General features: G+C 71.5%; 16 protein-coding genes and 1 pseudogene. 11 read left to right on the top strand and 6 right to left on the bottom strand.

The window, feature by feature from the left end; translation table 11 throughout:
* Positions 1-10 precede the first annotated feature (10 nt).
* Both ACX9TP_RS04110 and ACX9TP_RS04105 read right to left on the bottom strand, forming a co-directional pair.
* Positions 11-637, bottom strand: a complete 627-nt coding sequence (locus ACX9TP_RS04110) for a hypothetical protein (protein WP_482978391.1) — start codon at positions 635-637, stop codon at positions 11-13.
* A 35-nt stretch (positions 638-672) separates the two neighbouring features.
* A pseudogene (locus tag ACX9TP_RS04105) lies at positions 673-1,877 on the bottom strand (serine hydrolase domain-containing protein).
* Positions 1,878-1,944: 67 nt separating this feature from the next.
* On the opposite strand from ACX9TP_RS04105, the gene ACX9TP_RS04100 reads away from it, so the two are divergent.
* Together ACX9TP_RS04100 and ACX9TP_RS04095 are read left to right on the top strand one after the other, a co-directional pair.
* Positions 1,945-2,886 (top strand): LysR family transcriptional regulator, encoded by a 942-nt coding sequence (locus ACX9TP_RS04100; protein WP_482978390.1) that lies wholly within the window; start codon positions 1,945-1,947, stop codon positions 2,884-2,886.
* A gap of 27 nt (positions 2,887-2,913) precedes the next feature.
* Entirely contained in the window at positions 2,914-3,627 is a 714-nt protein-coding gene (locus ACX9TP_RS04095; protein WP_482978389.1) for a GNAT family N-acetyltransferase, read from the top strand.
* Between the two features lie 7 nt (positions 3,628-3,634).
* On the opposite strand, the gene dhaL is transcribed toward ACX9TP_RS04095, so the two are convergent.
* Positions 3,635-5,332 (bottom strand): dihydroxyacetone kinase subunit DhaL, encoded by a 1,698-nt coding sequence (gene dhaL / locus ACX9TP_RS04090; protein WP_482978388.1) that lies wholly within the window; start codon positions 5,330-5,332, stop codon positions 3,635-3,637.
* A gap of 142 nt (positions 5,333-5,474) precedes the next feature.
* On the opposite strand from dhaL, the gene ACX9TP_RS04085 reads away from it, so the two are divergent.
* The 3 genes from ACX9TP_RS04085 to ACX9TP_RS04075 all read left to right on the top strand — a co-directional run bounded on the left by ACX9TP_RS04085 (position 5,475) and on the right by ACX9TP_RS04075 (position 7,129).
* On the top strand, positions 5,475-5,744 hold the full coding sequence (locus tag ACX9TP_RS04085; RefSeq protein WP_163997780.1) for a hypothetical protein: 270 nt from the start codon (positions 5,475-5,477) through the stop codon (positions 5,742-5,744).
* A 57-nt stretch (positions 5,745-5,801) separates the two neighbouring features.
* Positions 5,802-6,728, top strand: coding sequence for a cyclic nucleotide-binding domain-containing protein (locus tag ACX9TP_RS04080; protein ID WP_482978387.1), 927 nt, complete (start codon positions 5,802-5,804; stop codon positions 6,726-6,728).
* Between the two features lie 68 nt (positions 6,729-6,796).
* Complete coding sequence (locus ACX9TP_RS04075; RefSeq protein ID WP_482978386.1) at positions 6,797-7,129, top strand: CBS domain-containing protein; 333 nt, start codon at positions 6,797-6,799, stop codon at positions 7,127-7,129.
* Between the two features lie 26 nt (positions 7,130-7,155).
* Here the strand turns inward: ACX9TP_RS04075 and ACX9TP_RS04070 are convergent, their stop codons facing one another.
* Positions 7,156-7,500, bottom strand: a complete 345-nt coding sequence (locus ACX9TP_RS04070; RefSeq protein ID WP_482978385.1) for a winged helix-turn-helix transcriptional regulator — start codon at positions 7,498-7,500, stop codon at positions 7,156-7,158.
* Positions 7,501-7,594: 94 nt separating this feature from the next.
* Between ACX9TP_RS04070 and ACX9TP_RS04065 the strand changes: the two genes are divergently transcribed.
* The 3 genes from ACX9TP_RS04065 to ACX9TP_RS04055 all read left to right on the top strand — a co-directional run bounded on the left by ACX9TP_RS04065 (position 7,595) and on the right by ACX9TP_RS04055 (position 13,194).
* Positions 7,595-8,692, top strand: coding sequence for an NAD(P)H-dependent flavin oxidoreductase (locus ACX9TP_RS04065; RefSeq protein ID WP_482978384.1), 1,098 nt, complete (start codon positions 7,595-7,597; stop codon positions 8,690-8,692).
* Positions 8,693-8,838: 146 nt separating this feature from the next.
* Positions 8,839-10,314: a S28 family serine protease gene (locus tag ACX9TP_RS04060; protein WP_482978383.1), complete on the top strand. Its 1,476-nt coding sequence runs from the start codon at positions 8,839-8,841 to the stop codon at positions 10,312-10,314.
* Between the two features lie 171 nt (positions 10,315-10,485).
* Positions 10,486-13,194, top strand: coding sequence for a CARDB domain-containing protein (locus ACX9TP_RS04055; protein ID WP_482978382.1), 2,709 nt, complete (start codon positions 10,486-10,488; stop codon positions 13,192-13,194).
* Positions 13,195-13,293: 99 nt separating this feature from the next.
* Here the strand turns inward: ACX9TP_RS04055 and ACX9TP_RS04050 are convergent, their stop codons facing one another.
* On the bottom strand, positions 13,294-13,779 hold the full coding sequence (locus tag ACX9TP_RS04050) for a gluconokinase (protein WP_482978381.1): 486 nt from the start codon (positions 13,777-13,779) through the stop codon (positions 13,294-13,296).
* Between the two features lie 171 nt (positions 13,780-13,950).
* Here ACX9TP_RS04050 and ACX9TP_RS04045 point away from each other — a divergent pair, with 171 nt between their 5' ends.
* The 3 genes from ACX9TP_RS04045 (at position 13,951) to ACX9TP_RS04035 (ending at position 17,933) form a co-directional block, all read left to right on the top strand.
* Positions 13,951-15,051, top strand: coding sequence for a DNA ligase (locus tag ACX9TP_RS04045; RefSeq protein ID WP_482978380.1), 1,101 nt, complete (start codon positions 13,951-13,953; stop codon positions 15,049-15,051).
* 336 nt (positions 15,052-15,387) lie between these two features.
* On the top strand, positions 15,388-16,791 hold the full coding sequence (locus ACX9TP_RS04040) for a protein kinase domain-containing protein (RefSeq protein WP_482978379.1): 1,404 nt from the start codon (positions 15,388-15,390) through the stop codon (positions 16,789-16,791).
* A 152-nt stretch (positions 16,792-16,943) separates the two neighbouring features.
* Positions 16,944-17,933: a hypothetical protein gene (locus tag ACX9TP_RS04035; protein WP_482978378.1), complete on the top strand. Its 990-nt coding sequence runs from the start codon at positions 16,944-16,946 to the stop codon at positions 17,931-17,933.
* Positions 17,934-17,993: 60 nt separating this feature from the next.
* Here ACX9TP_RS04035 and ACX9TP_RS04030 read toward each other — a convergent pair whose 3' ends face one another.
* Positions 17,994-18,608 (bottom strand): hypothetical protein, encoded by a 615-nt coding sequence (locus ACX9TP_RS04030; RefSeq protein ID WP_482978377.1) that lies wholly within the window; start codon positions 18,606-18,608, stop codon positions 17,994-17,996.
* Between the last annotated feature and the right edge of the window lie 42 nt (positions 18,609-18,650).

The raw sequence follows: 18,650 nt of genomic DNA, 5'->3' as shown, positions 1-18,650 counted from the left end.
TTCCCGCGCCTCACCGCATCCAGCGCGCGCGAATCCGGCCGTTGACGACCTCCACGCCCATCCAGTCGTCGGCGAAGGCGGCGGAGCAGTCACAGCGCACCACCGTGAGGTACTCGCGAATGATGCGGAGCTTGAACCCCCGGGGCGTCTTCAGGACGGCCACCGCGCCGTCCTTCGAATGTCCGAGCCGCTGCTTCACGTCGAGCACCTTCCCCGTCGCCGCGTCGATGAGGACCACGCCCACCGAGTCATAGCCGGGGCGGTCATCCTCGATGAAGAACACCAGGGCCCGGTGGTCATCCACCGCGTAGGCGGAGGCGCCGCTGTTCGGCACCGCGGTTCCGGCGACCGTGCAGATGGACTCCCCGTTCGCGAGGTTGGAGATGGGGCCGTACCAGGCCTTCTCCAGCGGGACGTCGGCCTTCGCACCTGACTTCTCCACGAAGACCCGCATGTCGTCCTCGGGGCACTCTCCCGATTCGGAGTCGAAGCCCACCGAGAACGTGTGGGCTCCGACCTTGCACTCCAGGCGGAAGTCACAGTCGGACGCCGCGGGCTCGGAAGCGTGCGCCGTGAAGGCGCCACCTGTCAGGGCGCCCATCCCCAGCATCGACACCACCCGCCAGCCGCGCATCATCAAGGCCTCCATGAAGAGGCCCCACGCGGGCCCGCTCAGTGGCCAGCCTGATAGACTGCGTCGCGGAGGGCAACGGGGAAGGCGCCCCACATGCCCTCGAACGTGGTGTTGGTGAGGGCAACCACCGTCAGCCCCTGCTTCGGGTCCACGAACCAGCTGTGGCCGTACGCGCCCATCCAGTTGAACGTCCCCACCGACTGCGGGCTCTTCGCCTTCACCGGGTCCACGAGCACGCCGACGCCCAGGCCGAAGCCCCAGCCCGGCCCCGCACTCGCCGCCTCGGGCCCCACCTGGTCCGTCGTCAACTGCTCCGTGGAGGCCGCCTTCAGCACCGGCGCTCCCCCCGTGCGCAGCGCCTCCAGCAGCTTCAGGTAGTCCCCGCCGTGCCCACCATGCCCGCGCCTCCGGACGGGAAGGAGCGCGCATCGAAGGCGCGGCCCGGCACGAAGGTGACGCCACCGGCGCCGTTGGGCACCAAGAGCGACTCGCCGATGCGCACCGGCTCCGGCTTCCCGTCCGCGTACGGCGTCGCCAGCCGGGACGCGTCCTTCACATGGAACGCCGTGTCCTTCATGCCGAGCGGCTTCGTGACGAAGCGCTCCACCACGGCGGGCAGCGGCGCTCCCGCGGCACGGGCCACGACTTCACCGAGCACGTCGGTGGCCATCGAGTACCCCCAGCGAGCCCCTGGCGTGTAGACCAGCGGCGCCGAGGCGAGCCGGCGGAGGTTCTCCTTCATGGAGAGGCCCGGCTGGTCGAGCCCGTTGGACACGCGGGCCTTGTGGTACGGCCCGTCCGCCGGCTCCATGAAGTCGTACGTCAGGCCCGCGGTGTGCGTCATCAGGTGGCGTACGGTGATGACGGGCTCGGCGCCGTCCGCCAGCTTCGGACGGAAGGTGGGAATCCACTTCGTCACCGGGTCTTCGAGGCCGAGCTTGCCCTCCTCGAGGAGCTTCAGCGCGGCAACGGACGTCATCGCCTTGGTCAGCGATGCCAGGCGGAACAGCGCATCCTCCTTCATGGGCTTCTTCGCCTCGCGGTCGGCGAAGCCGGCGGCGCGCTGGTAGACGACCTTCCCGTCCTTCGCGACGAGCACGACGGTGCCGACGATGCGCTTCTCCGCGAGGGCGCGGTCGACGACGGAATCCACTCGCGCCTGGAGGGCGGCGTTTCCAGGCGGGGCGGCGGGGGCAAGTGCGAGGCTGGCGGCCACCACGAGGGCGGCGATGGCGGAAGTCATGGGGTGCTCCTGTGAGCGGTGACGACGACGCTCACGATGTACGTGGCGCCTCCGGGCCCGGCAGCCCATGATTCCGGAGGGTGCCTATACGAATTCGTATGGGGCGATGGGGAGCACCGTGGACTGGGACGATTTGAGAATCGCGCTCGCGGTGGCGAGACACGGCTCGCTGAGCGCTGCCGCGCGGGCCCTGGGGACGACGCAGCCCACCGTCAGCCGCAGGCTCGATGCCTTCGAGCGGCGTACGGGCGCGAAGCTGTTCGAGCGCGGGAAGAAAGGGCTCACGCCCACTCCGCTGTGCGCGGCCCTCATCGAGGGCATGGACCGCATGGAGGAAGGCGCGCTCACGGTGGAGCGCAGGCTCGCGGCGCGCGACACGGGCCTTCAGGGCAGCATCACCGTGACGAGCCTCGACTGGCTCGGAGACCACGTGATTGCGCCCATCATGGCGAGGTTCGGCGGGCGTCATCCGCTGGTGAGCCTCGCCCTCATCAACGATGGGCGGCGCTTCAACCTGTCCCGCAGCGAGGCCGACATCGCCTTCCGCCCCGGGATTTTCGACCAGGAGGATGTCGTCGAGCGCAAGGTCGCCGACGTCGCGTATGGCCTGTACGCCTCGCCTTCCTACCTGGAGCAGCACGGGCTTCCGGACTTCGCCTCGGGCTGCGCCGGTCAGTCCATCGTCGTGCTGCACGAGACGCCGCCCCGGGCTCCCATGACGGAGTGGATGCGGGACGTCGCGCCCAACGCGCGGTCCATCCTGCGCACCAACAGCATCTGGTCCCAGCTCGCGGCCGCCGAGGCAGGCGAGGCGCTCGCCGCCCTGCCCCGGGTGCTCGTGGACCGGAGGCTGACGCTCCGGCGCATCGAGACGCCGCGCCCGGGCCCGGTGCTCACCGTCCGCATGGGCGTGCACTCGGACATGCGGAGGACGCCGCGCGTGCGGGCCTTCATGGACTTCGCCGTGCGCGAATTGGAGAAGCGAGCCGCCGAGCTGAACCCGCGCTGAGCGTCCCCTGTGCGGTACACTGCGTACATGTTCAACCCCGCCCCCCTGCTGGCCCGGCTTCCCGATTTGCCTGACCGGGTCTGGCCGCGTGGCGCACTGCTGAACGCGGGCGCGGACGCCATCGCGTGGAGCGACGGCAGCTCAGCGCTGCTCAACGATGACGGTGAGGCCTGCATCGTGGGCAAGCCGCCCAGGCCGCAGCTCCTCGCGTTCCTGGAGCGGCTGCCTCCCGGCACGGAGGTGGTGCTGTCGCGGCAGAGCGCGCGGATGCTCGAGCCGCTGCCGGGCTGGGAAGAGGAGGTGGTGGTGGTCCACATCCAGCAAGGCCCACCGCCACCGCCGCCCGTCATCCGGGGCGAGGCACGGGTGCTCCAAGCGGGCGAGCCGCTGGACCTGGGCCATCTCCCCGAAGACCTCGCCAGGGAGCTCACGCACGCGCGCGCTTCCTCGCCGCTCGGAGTCGCCTTCACCGAGCAGGGCCTGCCGGTCGCCTTCAGCTACTCCGGCAGCGCAACGGAGACATGGTGGGACGTGTCCATCGACACGGTGGAGGCGTGGCGACGGCGAGGGTACGCATCGGCGGCGGCGCATGTGCTCATCGAATACATGCGCGCCAGGGGCAAACGCGCGGTATGGGCGGCACTCGAATCCAACACCGCGTCGCTCCAGCTCGCCGCCCGGCTCGGGTTCACCCCGGACACCCGGGTGGTCTCCCTCTTCCGCGAGGGCAGCGAGCGATAGCCGCCGCTCACCGGATGAACGCGGTGAGCGCCTTCAGCCAGATGACCACCGCCGCCGCGCCGGCATCAGGCACGCCGAGCGCACGCTCGCCCAGGTAGCTCGCACGGCCCAGGCGCGGCTGCATGCGTGACGTGGCCTCCGCGCCCTGCTCGGCCTCGCGGACACAGGCGGCCCAGGCATCAGCCACCGAGCGCCCCGCCTTCACCTCCCGGGCAAACGCATCCGCCGCCGGCCGCAGCGCGTCCAGCATGGTGCGGTCTCCAGGACGCGCACCGCCCAGCTCCGACACCGCATCCACTGCCACGCCAAAGGCCTCCGCCCACGCGGTGGCGTCCGGCGTCCGGTCCACCATGTGCCGCGCGGCCCGCAGCAGCGCGGTGGCATAGAAAGGCCCGGAGCTGCCGCCGATGCTGCGGCGCAACGCATTGCCCATCGCATTCAGCGCCCGTACGGGGCTCGTCCACGACGACTCCGGCAGCGCGCGAATCGCCGCCGCGCCGCGCTGCATGCTGAGCCCCAGGTCTCCATCCCCCGCCGCGCTGTCCAGCGCCGTCAGCCGGGACTCCGCCGCGTCGAGCGCATCCGCCACCGCCAGCGCCGCCTTCTGGAAGCGCTCCATCCCCGGCTGCCGCTCGCCAGCCTCCACCGGCACCTCCCGCTCGGGCGACACCCGCCGGGGCTCACGCACCGGCGCCACGCTCCCCACCCCCGGCCAGGCCGGCGCCGTCGTCGCGCTGTCCAGCCGCGCCAGCCGCGCGTCGTCCACCTTCAGCAGCGACAGCGAGCACCCCGGCATCTCCAGCGCGGACAGGAACGTCCCACTCCACGCCCGCTCCACGCGCACACCCGCCTCGCGCAGCACCGCCAGCGCCCGCCGCGCGACGATGGCCAGCTCCATGGGCGGCGTGCCTCCCAGCCCATTCACCAGCAGCGCCACCCTGTCACCCGAGGAAATCCGCCGGTCCTCCAGAATCGTGGTCAGCAGCGTGTCCACCAGCGCATCCGCCGGCTGCATCGGCACGCGCCGCACGCCCTGCTCCCCGTGGATGCCCAGGCCCAGCTCCAGCTCGTCCTCGCCCAGCGTGAAGCCGGGCCGCCCCGCCGCCGGCACCGTGCACGGCCCCAGCGCCACGCCCATGGTGCCCAGCTCCGCCGCCGCGGCCACGGCCTCGCGCGCCACCTCCGCCAGCGACGCCCCCGACGCGGCGGCCGCCCCGGCCACCTTGTGCACCAGCACCGTCCCGGCGATTCCCCGGCGCCGCGCGGGCTCCACCGTGTCGTGCAGGGCCACGTCGTCGGCCACCACCACCGTCTCCACCGGAATCCCCTCCGCGCGCGCCAATTCCGCCGCGAGCCCGAAGTTCAGCCGGTCCCCCGTGTAGTTCTTCACCACCAGGAGCGCGCCCGCCGGGCCGGACACCGCGCGGATGGCGGCCAGCACCGCGTCCGTGCTCGGCGAGGTGAACACGTCCCCCGCCACCGCCGCGTCCAGCATGCCCGCGCCCACGTAGCCCGCGTGCGCCGGCTCGTGTCCGCTGCCGCCTCCGGAGATGACGGCCACCTTGCGCTGGCGCACGTCCGGCGGCGTGTCCGCGCGCACCACCACCGTCTCCCCCTCCAGCAGGGCCTGTCCCGGAGCGAGCGCGACCAGTCCTTCGAGCATCTCCCGCACCACGGCGCGGGGCGCGTTGACGAGCTTCTTCACGGCGGTGTCCTCCTCGGTGAAGGGGGACGCCCAAGGTGGACGCGCCGCGTGGGCCCGTCAAGCACGACGCGTGTGGCTCGCCCTCAACACGTGCCCAAGCGTCACAATCCCATCCGCGAGTCCCGGTGATAGGGTCCGCCGCATGGCCAAGTCCCCGTGCCCCGTGACCCTGTCGCAGTTCCTCGAGAAGGCCGAGCCGCTGAAGGTCGTCATCAACGGCCAGGAGATGCTCGCCGAGGTGAAGTCGTTCTCCACCGGCTCGTTCGGCTGGTACATCAACGGCAAGACGCTCGTCACCGTGGATGGCAAGCCCGTCTCGGTCCAGATTGGAATGAACCTCACCGTCGTCGGCTCCAAGGAGGCCGACCGCGGCACGCCCAGCACTCCCAGCACCCCTCCTTCCGAGACGTAACACCCGGAGTGCACGGGAGGGCCCCACGCTCCCCGCGCACCGCGCGGCGCTTGTAGGATGTCGCCGCCTCTTCTCCTGGAAGTCATCGTCATGTCCCTGCTGGAGCGTCTGCGGTCCCTGTTCTCCGACTCCGCTGGCCCCTCGTCGTCCACCGACGCCGGGGCCGCGCCCGCGCAGCCCGGCACTCCGGGCGCGGCGGAGCCCCCCACGCCCGTGGTCACCCGCTTCCTCCAGGCGGGCCAGGTGGTGGTGAAGGAGGGCGACCCCGGCACGTCCATGTTCGTCGTCCTGGAGGGCCGCGTCGCCGTGGCCCGCGAGGCGCAAGGCCAGGAGCCCCGCATCGTCGAGCAGCTCGGCGCCGGGGAGTTCTTCGGTGAGCTGGCGCTGCTCACCGGCACCCCGCGCACCGCGAGCGTGGTGGCCCTGGAGGACGCCGTCGTCCTGGAGCTGTCCCAGACGGGTGACCGCGCGGCCTGGGCGGACTACGGCGTGGAGGGCGACAAGGTGGAGCGCACCGCCCGCGAGCGCTTCATGGCGGAGGCCATGCGCCTCAACCCGCTGCTCGCCACACTGTCACCTGAGTTGCAGAAACAATTGGGCCACGCCTTCGTCCCCGTCACGGTCCAGGCGGGTGAAACTTTGCTCACACGGGGTAAGCCCGGTGATGCGCTGTATCTGTTGCTGCGTGGCCAGTGTGAGGTGTTCCACACCCACGAGGACGGCACCCAGACGGCCTATCCCCGCCTGGAGGAGGGCGCCCTCTTCGGGGAGATTTCCCTCCTGCGCAGCCGCCTGGCCACCGCCACCGTCCGCACGCTCACCGTCTGCACGCTGCTGAAGCTGGAGCGGGAGGTCTTCGAGAAGACCATCATGACCCAGCCCAACCTGCGCGGCGCCCTGGTGCGGCTGGGGCTGGAGCGGCTGAAGCAGACGGTGCAGGTGATGGCCGAGCCGTCCCGTGCACCCGGAGACACGGAGTCCTGAGACGCCCGGTGGTTGGCAACGCGTTTGCTATGCCCTCCGCCGGGCAGCATGGGTTGGCGAGGTGGGCGATGGCGGCGCAGTCCGAAGTTCGCAGTGAGCTGGTGGCGAAGGCAGTGACTCTGTTCCCGAATGACACGGTGGTGCGAGCGCTCGCGGTGATGAAGCGCTACGGGCTGGAGCAGATTCCCGTCGTGGACGAGACGCGCGGAGAGCTGCTCGGCAATGTGACGACCGAGGACCTCCGGCAGGTGTGGGAGCACTCCCCGCTGGCCTGTATGTCGGAAATTCTTTCCCTGAAATCCTTGCAGGAGGACGTGGACGGCTCCTCCTGGCGCCCGCGGGTGACGCTCATCTCCCCGCTGGTGGACGTGTACCAGACCAGCAAGCGCTGGAAGCAGTAGCGCGTCGCCGGAGCTTCAACGGAGCTTCAGCGGAGCTGCTTCAGCCTCGCGCCGACCTCGACGATGGCGCGGATGGCCGGGAGCAGCTCCGCGCCCAGCTCCGTCAGCGAGTACTCCACCGACGGCGGAGAGGTGGGCAGGGCCCGGCGGCGGACGACGCCGCGCTGCTCCAGGGTCCGCAGGCGGGCGCTGAGGACCTTGGCGGAGATGCGGGGCATGTCCGCCCGCAGCTCGCCGAAGCGGCGCGGACCGGCACTCAGGTACCAGAGGACGTTGGGCGTCCACGCGCCACCGATGAGGGACATGCACTCCGTCAGCGCGCAGGTGGGCGGCGCAGGGGGGGCGCGGCTCTTTCGCCTGGGCAACGACATGGGCGGCCTCCAGTAACCGTCCGGTTACCACAAAGTGCGGTAACGCCTGCTTACACGCGGGGCGCGGAAGACCAGCGGCCCTTATCCTTGCCCCATGAGCGAGACATGGAGCGGCAAGGCAGGCAGCCAGACGGAGGCGGTGCGCCGCCTGGGCGTGAAGTACCCCATCGTCCAGGGACCGTTCGGTGGTGGACTGTCCACCACCCGGCTCGCGGCGACGGTGTCCAACCTGGGAGGGCTCGGCTCCTTCGGCGCGTATGGCCTGGCGCCGGACGAGCTGGGCCCGCTGACGAAGGAGCTGAAGTCGCTCACGGCGCAGCCCTTCGCCGTGAATCTGTGGGTGTCGGACCATGATGCCGGCGGGCTGAACCTGAGCCCGGAGGCGTTCGACCGCGCCTATGCGCTCTTCGAGCCCTTCTACCGCGAGCTGGGCGTGGACAAGCCCGAGCGGCCCGAGCGCTTCAGCCAGCGCTTCGAGGACCAGGTGGACGCGCTGCTGGAGGCACGGCCACCGGTGTTCAGCTTCGTGTTCGGCGTGCCGTCGGCCACCATCCTGGCGGAGTGCCGCAGGCGCGGCATCGTCACCGTCGGCGCGGCGACGTCGATTGCGGAGGCGCAGGCGCTCGACGGCGCGGGCGTGGACCTCATCGTGGCCACGGGCTTCGAGGCGGGCGGACACCGGCCGTCGTTCCTCGCGCGGGCGGAGGACTCGCTGATGGGGACCCTTGCCCTCACCCCGCTCGTCGCGGACCGGGTGAAGGCGCCCGTCATCGCCGCTGGCGGCATCAGCGACGCGCGCGGCCTGCACGCGGTGATGGCGCTGGGCGCGCAGGCCGGGCAGCTCGGCACCGCGTTCCTCGCGTGCGAGGAGTCCGGCGCCACGCCCGAGCACCGCGCCGCGCTGTTCAGCGACAAGTCCCAGGCCACGGTGCTGACGCGCGCCTTCTCCGGACGGCTGGCGCGCGGCCTGCGCAACCGCTGGAGCGACGAGATGAACGCCCGCGCCGCCCAGCTGCTCCCCTTCCCCGTCCAGGGCTGGTTCCTGTCGAAGCTGAAGCCCGCCGTCGTCAAGGCGGGGCGCACGGACCTCATCTCCCTGTGGAGCGGACAGGGCGCCCCCAACCTGAAGCACCGCACCGCGCCGGAGCTGATGGAGTCACTGGTGCGCAGCCTGACGCAACCGGGCATGTGACACGAGGGCGCTCCGGGTTTCAGCGCCCCCGGAGAAACCCTCCATCCGGCAACAACTGCTCCACCGAGTTGCAATAACTACCGCCTGGCGACGTTCCCTCTGTACCCGGACTTTCCCGGGAATTGCGGACAGGGACTCTCGAAGCCATGCAGAAGCTCATCCGACGTCCATTCATCGCACTGGGCTGCGCGCTCGCGCTGGGACTCCAAGCCTGTGGAGGCGCCACCGACACCTTCCCCGCGGGAGACGCTCCGCCCCCGGAAGTCGCGGCCAGCACAACCCCGGCCGCCCTCGACGGCGAGACGGACATCCTCGTCGCGCTGCGGTCCATCCCCGGCCTCACGGTGGTGCGCGAGACTCCCGTGCCGCAGCCCGGCTGGCGCTTCTTCGTCCTCACCTATGACCAGCCGGTGGACCACCGGCGCCCCCAGGGCGCGCGCTTCCAGCAGCGCCTGACGCTGCTGCACCGCGCGACGCAGAATCCCATGGTGCTGGCCAGCTCGGGCTACGGCATCGGCACGAATCCGGGCCGGACGGAGCCCACCTATTTTCTCGACGGCAACCAGCTCCTCGTCGAGCACCGGTTCTTCGGGCCGTCCACGCCGGTGCCCACCACGTGGGAGCACCTCACGCTGGGCCAGGCCGCGGCGGACCACCACCGCATCGTCACCGCCTTCAAGGCGCTCTACACCGGCAAGTGGGTGAGCACCGGCGCCAGCAAGGGCGGCATGACGTCCATCTACCACCGCGCCCTCTATCCGGATGACGTGGACGCCACCGTCGCCTACGTCGCGCCCAACAGCTACGGCCCGCAGGACCCGCGCTACATCCAGTTCCTGAGCCGCGTGGGCGACGAGGCCTGCCGCGAGCGCATCCGCGACTTCCAGCACGACGCGCTCACCCGGCGCGCCGAACTGGTGCCGCGGATGGTGCTGGCCGCCGCCGCGCAGGGGCTGAGCTACGACTTCCTCGGCGCGGACAAGACGTTCGAGTTCTCCGTCCTCGAGCTGCCCTTCGTCTTCTGGCAGTACAGCACCGCCGCGGAATGTCCCATCATCCCCGCGCCCGGCGCACCGGCGGACGAGGCGATTGCCGCGCTGGACTTCTTCGTCGGCCTCTACGCCTTCGCCGACGGCAGCATCGACTACTACGCGCCCTACTACTTCCAGGCGGGCACGCAGCTGGGCAGCTACCGCTCCGACGAGCGGCACCTGAAGGGGCTCCTGCACTACCCGCGGCAGTACGCGCCGGCCAGCCTCGTGCCCTTCTCGCTGGAGCCCTACCCGTTCGACCACCTGGCCATGCCGCTCGTCGCCGCGTGGGTGAAGACGCGCGGCGAGCGCATCCTGTTCGTCTACGGAGAGAACGACCCGTGGTCCACGAATGCCTTCGACGTGCGCGAGCGCAATGACTCGTACCGGTTCTTCGTGCCGGGCGGCAACCACGGCTCCTTCATCTCCACCCTCCCCGAGCCCCAGTACTCCCAGGCGGTGGAGCGGCTCACCACGTGGGCCGGCGTCTCGGCGCCGGGCGTCGCCTCCCGCGCGGCGTCCATCCCGCTCTCCGACGAGGAGCGCGCCGCGCTGGTCCGCGAGCGTCGCCGCGGGCCGCCCCAGGAGTAGGCCCACGCGCGTGACGGGCGGGTGATGTGGGTCCGCCCGTCACGGGCTTCCGGTATCCGTGTTTCTTTTGTACCTCGCATTGAATTCCGGACGCACTCCTCCGTCCACCTCCTTCTCTCGCAATGCCGGGCCGGAGGTATTTCGCGAGGTGGAGAGATGCATTACCGAGGTGTGAGAAGTCGTTGTGTCACGGGGCTCGTGGCGTGGATGACGCTGGCCGCCTGTGGTGAAGCGCCCCAGGCGTCGCAGGCCCCCGAGGGAGCGTCGACGGAAGCCGCGGCGCAGGCGCTGGCCACCGGGCCGGACTTCGTCGTGAAGTCGGTGACGGGGCCCGTGAGCATCCAGCCCTTCCAGCAGATGTCCCTCTCGGTGCGGGTCTGCAACCAGGGCACGCTGCCGGGCGGCGCGTATGTGGAGCTGTACCTGTCGAGCGACAACGTCATCACCCCCAACAGGCCGAACGCCCCCAGCCCCGACGCCTTCGCGGGAGTCGTCTACCTGTACCTCGACGTGGGCGAGTGCCGGACGGAGCAGGTGCCGGGCTACTCCGCGGCAGGCGCCGACGGGGCGTACTACCTGGGCGCCGCCGCGGACCCGATGAACGAGCTGGCCGAGACCAACGAGAACAACAACCTCCGGCTGGGCAGCCGCATCGGCGTGGGCAACCGGCCGGACCTGGTGGTGTCCTCCGTCTCGGGCCCCGTCAGCACGCAGCCGGGCCAGCCCTTCACGGCCTCCGTGTCGGTGTGCAACCAGGGCACGCAGCCGGGCGGCGGAAACGTGGAGCTGTTCCTGTCGCAGGACGCGGTCATCGTCCCGCCGCTCCCGCCGGGCACGTCCACCGACGTGCCGGTGGGGAACGTATCCGTCGCGCCGCTGGCTCCGGGCCAGTGCCGCACGGAGCAGGTGCAGGCCTGGCCCGGCGTGCCGGGTGACGGCGCCTGGTACGTGGGCGCGGTGGTGGACCCCGGCAACGCCACCCCCGAGCTCATCGACGACAACAACACCCGCGCGGGCAACCGCATGGGCGTGGGCTACCGGCCGGAGCTCGTCGTCACGGCCGTCACCGGGCCCGCCAGCGCGCTGCCGGGCGGCGCCATCAGCGTCACCGCGACGGTGTGCAACCAGGGCACGCAGATGGGAAGCGCGCCGGTGGAGTGGCACCTGTCCCAGGACACCGTCATCACGCCGCACGGCTCCGGGGACGTCTTCCTGGGAGTCGAGCCCCTCTCGCCGCTCGAGCCGGGGCAGTGCGTGACGCGCACGCGCGTGAGCGCCACCCCCAACGTCCAGGGCACCTGGTACGTGGGCGCCGTGGTGGACCCGGCCAGCTACGTGCAGGAGTTCTTCAAGGACAACAACACCCGCGTGGGCACCCGCATCGGCTTCGGCGAGCGGCCTGACTTCGTGGTGTCGTCCGTCTCGGGCACCACCGGCGTGATGCCCGGCTTTGGCATCAGCGCGGCGGTGCGGGTGTGCAACCAGGGGACGGCGCCGGACCAGGCCGACGTGGAGCTGTACCTGTCGCAGGACCCGGTCATCACCCCGACGACGACGCCGGGCCCGGGCTCGGACCAGCCGGTGGGCCTGGGCCACGTGGAGCTCGCGGCCGGCGAGTGCCGCACGGTGACGGTAACGGGCTCCGCGGGCGTCCCGGAGGGCACGTACTACCTGGGCGCCGCCGTGGACCCGCGCGGCTTGCGCACCGAGCTGTTCGACGACAACAACACCCGCGCGGGCAACCGCCTCGCCGTGGGCTTCCGTCCGGACTTCGTGGTGACGGCCGTCACCGGCCCGGTGAGCGCGCAGCAGGGCCAGAGCTTCAACGTCACCGCGACGGTGTGCAACCAGGGCACCCGCGAGGACAGCACCGACGTGGAGGTCCTCCTGTCACAGGACTCCGTCATCACCCCGAACAGCCCCCCGGGCAATGGCACCGACTTCCGCATCGCCTTCGGCCGCTCGAACATGCTCGCCCCGGGCGTGTGCCAGACGCTGACCCTGCCCGCCACCGGCTTCGGACCGGCGGAGGGCACGTACTACCTGGGCGCCGCCGCGGACCCGGCCGGCATGCTCCCCGAGCTGTTCGACGACAACAACACCCGCGCGGGCAGCCGCATGGGCCTGGGCTACCGGCCGGAGTTCGTGGTGACGTCCGTCACCGGCCCCACCGGCGTGCGGCCCGGCCAGCCGTTCAACGTCTCGGCGACGGTGTGCAACCAGGGCACCCGGGCGGAGAGCCTCACGGACGTGGAGCTCTACGTGTCCCAGGACACGACGCTCACCCCGAACCGCTCCGGCCCCGGGCCGGACTTCCTCGTGGCCTCCGGCCCCATCGGCATGCTCGCTCCGGGGCAGTGCCAGACGGTGACGCTGCAGGCGTTCGCGGGCATCCCGGAAGGTGCCTGGTACCTGGGCGCCGTGGTGGACCCGCGCGGCGTGGTCACCGAGTTCCTCGAGGACAACAACACGCGCGTGGGCAACCGCATCGGCTTCGGTGACAGGGCGGACTTCGTGGTGACGTCCGTCACCGGACCCGCGAGCACGCAGCGGGGGCAGACGTTCACCGCCTCGGCGCGCGTGTGCAACCAGGGCACCTGGGATGGCTTCACGGATGTGCGGCTGTACCTGTCCGAGGACAGCGTCATCACGCCGGACTCGCCGTCCACTCCGGCGTCCGACCTGTTCGTGGGCTCCGCGCCCGTCGCCAACCTCGCCCCGGGGCAGTGCCAGACGGTGACAGTCCATGCCTCCGCGGGCTTCAGCCTGTATGGCTCGCTCTACCTGGGCGCCGTCGTGGACGCGTACGGCCCCAGCAACAACGAGCTCATCGAGGACAACAACACCCGCACGGGTGGCCGCATCAGCGTCCTGCCCTGAGTCGCGGACGGCGGCGCGTGGAAGGAACGTTCCTTCCACGCACCACCTTGCGCGGTGGACGGCCCTCCTTCCGCGACGCGGGAGGGGAGGGCCCAGGCGTCAGAGCCCCAGCCCCTCGCGGATGCTCCGCACCACCACGTCGGGCGGCGGCGACACGTCCACCTCCAGCGCGTCCGCGGGCACCTCCAGCGCGGCCAGCTGCGTGTCCAGCAGCGACGGCGGCATGAAGTGGCCGTGGCGCTGGGACAGCCGGCGCGCCAGCACGTCATGCGGCGCGTTGAGGAATACCCACCGCACCCGCGCGGGCTCCGCCTCCAGCACGGCCCGGTAGGAGCGCTTGAGCGCCGAGCACGCCATCACCAGGTCCTCGCCGCGCCCCTGCGCGTCCTCCATCACCCCGCGCAGCACCTGGAGCCACGGCCAGCGGTCCTCGTCCGTCAGCGGCACGCCCGCCGCCATCTTCGCGATGCTGGCCTTCGGGTGCAGGTCGTCCGCGTCCACGAAGCGCCAGCCCAGCGCGGCCGCCAGCGCCTGACCCACCGTGGTCTTCCCCGCGCCCGACACTCCCATGACGATGACGACCATCCCGTGCGGCCTCCGGCGGCGGTGAAACGCACCGCCATCATTCGGCCACGGGCCCTCGCACGCCACCCCATTTGACGCCGAATGCACACCCCATCACGTCCTGGGAATGTCAGACCCCCCAGGTACTCTTCCTTTCGTCGCCGCGAGAGACGCGGCACGGAGGGGGAAGTCATGGCGGACATCGCGGACGGCGCGCAGCTCGCGCTCCAGGGTTCTGGCTCCAAGCCCTACATCCTCAAGAACACCGGTGGCGTGTACTCGTGCAGCTGCCCGGCGTGGCGCAACCAGTCGATTGCGATTGAGCGGCGCACCTGCAAGCACCTGCGCAAGGTGCGCGGCGACGCCGCCGAGGACGCGCGCACCGGCGCCGCGGCGTCCGGCACCGCTCCCGCCGCGAAGGGCGCGGGCAAGGCGAAGCAGGCCGGCGAGTCCTCGGAGTCCAAGGACGCCAAGGACAAGGCCCCGCCGCTGCTCCTGGCGCACTCGTGGGAGAACGACGTCGACCTCACCGACTGGTGGATGAGCGAGAAGCTCGACGGCGTGCGCGCGTACTGGGACGGCCAGCGCTTCTGGTCCCGCCTGGGCAACGAGTTCTTCGCGCCCGCGTGGTTCACCGCGGGGCTGCCGGACTTCCCGCTCGACGGCGAGCTGTTCGGCGGCCGCAAGCGCTTCCAGCGCACGGTGAGCATCGTCCGCCGGCAGGACCGCAGCGACGACTGGAAGGAGCTCTTCTTCGTCGCCTTCGACGCGCCGTCCGTGGACGCGCCCTTCGAGAAGCGGCTGGAGCACTGCCGCAAGTGGATGGAGGACGCGAAGCCCGCGTACGCGAAGTGGCACGCGCACGAGCGCTGCCAGGGCACGCCGCACCTGCGCGCGGAGCTGGAGCGCGTGGAGGGGCTGGGCGGCGAGGGGCTCATGCTGCGCAAGCCGGGCTCTCGCTACGAGGCGGGCCGCTCGCACACGCTGCTCAAGGTGAAGAGCTTCAAGGACGACGAGGCGCGCGTCGTGGGCCACGTCGCGGGCGCGGGCCGGCACAAGGGCCGCCTGGGCGCGCTGGAGGTGGAGCTGCGCAACGGCAAGCGCTTCAGCGTGGGCACCGGCCTGTCCGACGCCGAGCGCGAGGCCCCTCCGGCCGTCGGCACCGTCATCACCTTCCGCTACCAGGAGCTGTCCGACGACGGCGTGCCCCGCTTCCCCTCGTACGTGGGCGTGCGCATCGACGCGGCCCCCTTCGCCGCGGCGCCGAAGGCGAAGTCGAAGGCCCGCGCGTAGCGGCGCGAGCGCCTCGCGCCCCCGGGTGCAGCCCCCGGTCCGCTGGTCGACGGTGCGGCCTCGCAGTGCCCGCTGGCGAAAGGCAGGCGGGTTCAGCGAGCGGAGGCGTGCACGAATGCGCTGGACGAACCGCGCGCAAGCCGCCTTCTTGGAATCCAGCACATACAGCAGACGACCTCCGGATGGGTGTGCGCTAGCGGTCATCGCAACGGCGCGAACCGGCGTCTCGTACCGGAGGCCATCGTCCCGGGGCTGTGTGGGCGGTCTACAGACCAACGGTGCACATCCACCGTGCGGACACGGGAACCCGCATCCTGGTGTCTGCTTGAGCCGACCATGCGCTGCGAGCTCTGTCTGTCTGACCATCCCGAGGACGTGCTGTGCGAGAACGTGCACTGGACACAGGCGGCGCGGTCCACCCAAGAGGTGGAGCCGCCGACCGTGGACCTCACCGGCCAGACGCTCGGCCACTACCGGCTGATGCGCCGGCTGGGCGCCGGCGGCATGGGCACGGTGTACCTGGCGGAGCAGACCCGCATCTGCGCGCGGGTCGCGGTGAAGGTGCTGCACCCGCACCTGGCCCATGACGAGAGCCTGCGCGCGCGCTTCTACGCGGAGGCGCGCACCGTCAACGTCGTGGGCCACCCGCACATCGTCCACATCTTCGACATCAACGAGGCGCCGGGCGGCATCCACTACTTCGTCATGGAGTACCTGGAGGGCGTGCCGCTGTCGCACCTGCCCCGGCCGCTGGACGCGGGGCAGCTCGTGCTGCTGCTGGCCCAGGCGTGTGACGCGCTGGACGCCGCGCACCGCTGCGGCGTGGTGCACCGTGACTTGAAGCCCGACAACCTCTTCGTGGTGCGGCACGCGACGGAGCCGCCGTCGCTGCGGGTGCTGGACTTCGGCGTGGCCAAGGCCCACCGCCCGGACAACGAGGACGTGACGGCGGCGGGCATCGTCCTGGGCACGCCCGCCTACATGGCGCCGGAGCAGTGGGCGGGGCAGCCGGTGGACGGGCGCGCGGACATCTACGCGCTGGCGGTGACGGCGTACTACGTGGCCACCGGACAGCTGCCCTTCGAGCGCGGACAGATGGCGGAGCTGGCGCTGTCCCTGGGGCCGGTGGGCCCGCTGCCGCCGCACGTGCTGGTGCCGTCGGTGCCTCCCGCGCTGTCGGAGGTGCTGCTGCGCGCGCTCGAGCGCCGGTGCGAGGACCGCTACGCCACCGCGCTGGAGTTCAAGGAAGCGCTGCTCGCCGCCGCCGCGCCGCCCTCGGCCCGGCAGCACGCGGACATGCCTCCCATCGGCGACACGCCGGTGCCCGCGCCTTCACTCGTGGTGTTGGACGCGGACGCTCCGGCGCGCGAGCCGAGCGACGTCACCCCGCCGCTCACCTGGCTGGCGCGGGTGCGGCGTCGCGCGGGGACGGACGCCGTGGAGGTGCGCTGCACGGAGCTGAACAAGGGCGGCCTCTTCCTGTGCTGCGCGGAGCCCTTCCCGCGCCTGTTCCACCGTCTGGAGTTCACCCTGCTGCTGGCCGGCGAGGAGGTGGAGTGCGCGGGCGAGGTGGTGCGGCACGTGGACTCCGCCCAGGCGCGCGCGTGGGGCATGTCCCCCGGCGTGGGCGTGCAGTTCATCAGCCCCTCCGCCCGGCTCCGCGAGCTCATACACCGCGTGCAGCCCCACCGCCCGGGCACGCCGGCCCCGCCCGCCCCACCCCCAGAAGCCCACCTTTGAGCAGCGCCGTCGTCCTGATGGACAGGGTCCTCGGTGCCTGCCCGAAATCCACCATCGCCCTCCAGGGCCAGCGTTCCCTTCCCGACGTGCGCGGGCTTCCGTCGGCACGCGAGGCTTCCAGGCAAAACACAATCCGCTAGCCTTTGCGCATCATGAATCACGAGGTTGCCCACGAGGGCCGGAGGTACGTCCGGGCCACACGAGCCGTCAGTCTCCTGAGCGCGCTGTTCCTGCTGGCGACGAGCGCGTGCCAGGACGCGGCGACGGCGGCGGGGACGGCGCTGTACGTCACGGCGGAGTTCAACCCGCTTTTGCAGCTCACGCAGCTCCAGGTGTCCGGCACGGTGGAGGGTGGCGAGGCCATCAGTCCCACGCTGCTGCCGGAGACGCCAGGGCGCATCCTGCAGAGCGGGGAGACGTTCCGGGTGCTGCTGCCCGACGCGCCGGACGGCGCCCGGGTGACGCTGCGGCTGGAGGGGCGCAGCGGCACCGCGCTCGCGGCGCAGGGCACCGCGGAGGCGCAGCTCATCGCGGGGCGTGAGGTGGACGTGCAGGTGCGGCTGGAGCCCTCGTCGTCGGGGACGCCCGACTCCGGCACCCCGGGCGGGGGCGATGGCGGCACGTCCTGCGGCCCCGGCTGCGAGGGCTGTTGCCAGGACGGCCAGTGTGTCTCCACGGCCTTCACCCGGTGCGGCGCGAATGGCGAGGCCTGCGCGGCGTGTGACCCGGACCGCGCCAGCGCCTGCGCGCCGGACGGCTTCTGCGCCTGCGGTAGCGGCTCGGCTTGCACGCGTCCCGAGGTGGACCGGTGCGTGGCCGGCGAGTGCCGGTGCGGCACGGGCGCGGCGTGCGGCCCCAACGAGTCGTGCCTCAACGGCCGGTGCTGGTGCGGCACGGGCAGCGCGTGTGGCCTGGGACAGGTGTGCCAGGACGGCGCGTGCCGGTGCGGCGACGGCAACGCCTGCGACGTGGGCCAGGCGTGCATCAACGGCAAGTGCGCGTGCACCCCCGAGTCCTGCGCCAGCGGGTGCTGCTCCAACGGCCAGTGCATGCCGGGCACCGCTCAGAACCAGTGCGGCACTGGCGGCGCGGCGTGCCAGCAGTGCCGCAGGGAGTGCACCCCGGAGCGCATCTGCAAGTAGGACGCGCGCGGGCCGCCCCCCGGTGACGAGGGGCGGCCGCGGTGTGCAGCGAAGGCCGCGCTACTCCTTCGGCTTGTCCTTGTCCTTGTCGTAGCCCTGGTCGCCGGAGCCGCCGACACCGGAGGCGGGCTCATCCCCCCAGCCCGGCTCGAAGAAGGCCTTCCACTTCCACTGTTCGCCCTCCTTCACCAGGAGCCCGGCGCTGCGGCCGCTGCGCTTCACCCCGCCCACCGTCATCGTGTACTCGTCGGTGAAGGTGGCGAGCGAGTCGGACAGCACGGTGATGTTGCGCTTGTGCTTCACGTCCTTGACCTCGGGCCCCTGCTCCATCATGGGCCTCATCATCTCCGTGTACTTCTGCTGGTCGTACTCCTCGGCCTTCGGGACGCCCTTGCTGTCGTCGGTGGCCATGTAGATGGGGAACGCGCTCCGGGTGATGGTCGCCTGGAAGTCGCGCCGCTTCATGATGGCGTCCTCTTCATCGAGGAACTTCACCACCTCCTTCTTCGTCTTGGACTCCTGGGTCGGCTTGCGGGTCCACGGCCCCACCTTCGACATGTCCATGGGCGCGCCCGAGCCACCGGTGGCCGGGGGAGACTCCTGCGCCTCATCCTGGGCCCAGACGGGCGAGGTGAGCGCGAGCGAGACGAGACACACTGCGATTCGACGCATCATGTGATTTCCTCCTCGCCCGAAGGTGGTGGCGGCTCGCATCCC

Source organism: Pyxidicoccus sp. M15 (assembly GCF_056858435.1).
This window is presented reverse-complemented; position numbering and strand designations above follow the sequence as displayed.

What these genes read in the sequence shown, in the direction of transcription:
- ACX9TP_RS04110 (WP_482978391.1), bottom strand. Translation starts at nt 637, where the DNA reads ATGATGCGCGGCTGGCGGGTGGTGTCGATGCTGGGGATGGGCGCCCTG.
- ACX9TP_RS04100 (WP_482978390.1), top strand. Translation starts at nt 1,945, where the DNA reads ATGATTCCGGAGGGTGCCTATACGAATTCGTATGGGGCGATGGGGAGC.
- ACX9TP_RS04095 (WP_482978389.1), top strand. Translation starts at nt 2,914, where the DNA reads ATGTTCAACCCCGCCCCCCTGCTGGCCCGGCTTCCCGATTTGCCTGAC.
- ACX9TP_RS04085 (WP_163997780.1), top strand. Translation starts at nt 5,475, where the DNA reads ATGGCCAAGTCCCCGTGCCCCGTGACCCTGTCGCAGTTCCTCGAGAAG.
- ACX9TP_RS04080 (WP_482978387.1), top strand. Translation starts at nt 5,802, where the DNA reads ATGTCGCCGCCTCTTCTCCTGGAAGTCATCGTCATGTCCCTGCTGGAG.
- ACX9TP_RS04075 (WP_482978386.1), top strand. Translation starts at nt 6,797, where the DNA reads ATGGCGGCGCAGTCCGAAGTTCGCAGTGAGCTGGTGGCGAAGGCAGTG.
- ACX9TP_RS04070 (WP_482978385.1), bottom strand. Translation starts at nt 7,500, where the DNA reads ATGTCGTTGCCCAGGCGAAAGAGCCGCGCCCCCCCTGCGCCGCCCACC.
- ACX9TP_RS04065 (WP_482978384.1), top strand. Translation starts at nt 7,595, where the DNA reads ATGAGCGAGACATGGAGCGGCAAGGCAGGCAGCCAGACGGAGGCGGTG.
- ACX9TP_RS04060 (WP_482978383.1), top strand. Translation starts at nt 8,839, where the DNA reads ATGCAGAAGCTCATCCGACGTCCATTCATCGCACTGGGCTGCGCGCTC.
- ACX9TP_RS04050 (WP_482978381.1), bottom strand. Translation starts at nt 13,779, where the DNA reads ATGGTCGTCATCGTCATGGGAGTGTCGGGCGCGGGGAAGACCACGGTG.
- ACX9TP_RS04045 (WP_482978380.1), top strand. Translation starts at nt 13,951, where the DNA reads ATGGCGGACATCGCGGACGGCGCGCAGCTCGCGCTCCAGGGTTCTGGC.
- ACX9TP_RS04040 (WP_482978379.1), top strand. Translation starts at nt 15,388, where the DNA reads ATGCGCTGCGAGCTCTGTCTGTCTGACCATCCCGAGGACGTGCTGTGC.
- ACX9TP_RS04035 (WP_482978378.1), top strand. Translation starts at nt 16,944, where the DNA reads ATGAATCACGAGGTTGCCCACGAGGGCCGGAGGTACGTCCGGGCCACA.
- ACX9TP_RS04030 (WP_482978377.1), bottom strand. Translation starts at nt 18,608, where the DNA reads ATGATGCGTCGAATCGCAGTGTGTCTCGTCTCGCTCGCGCTCACCTCG.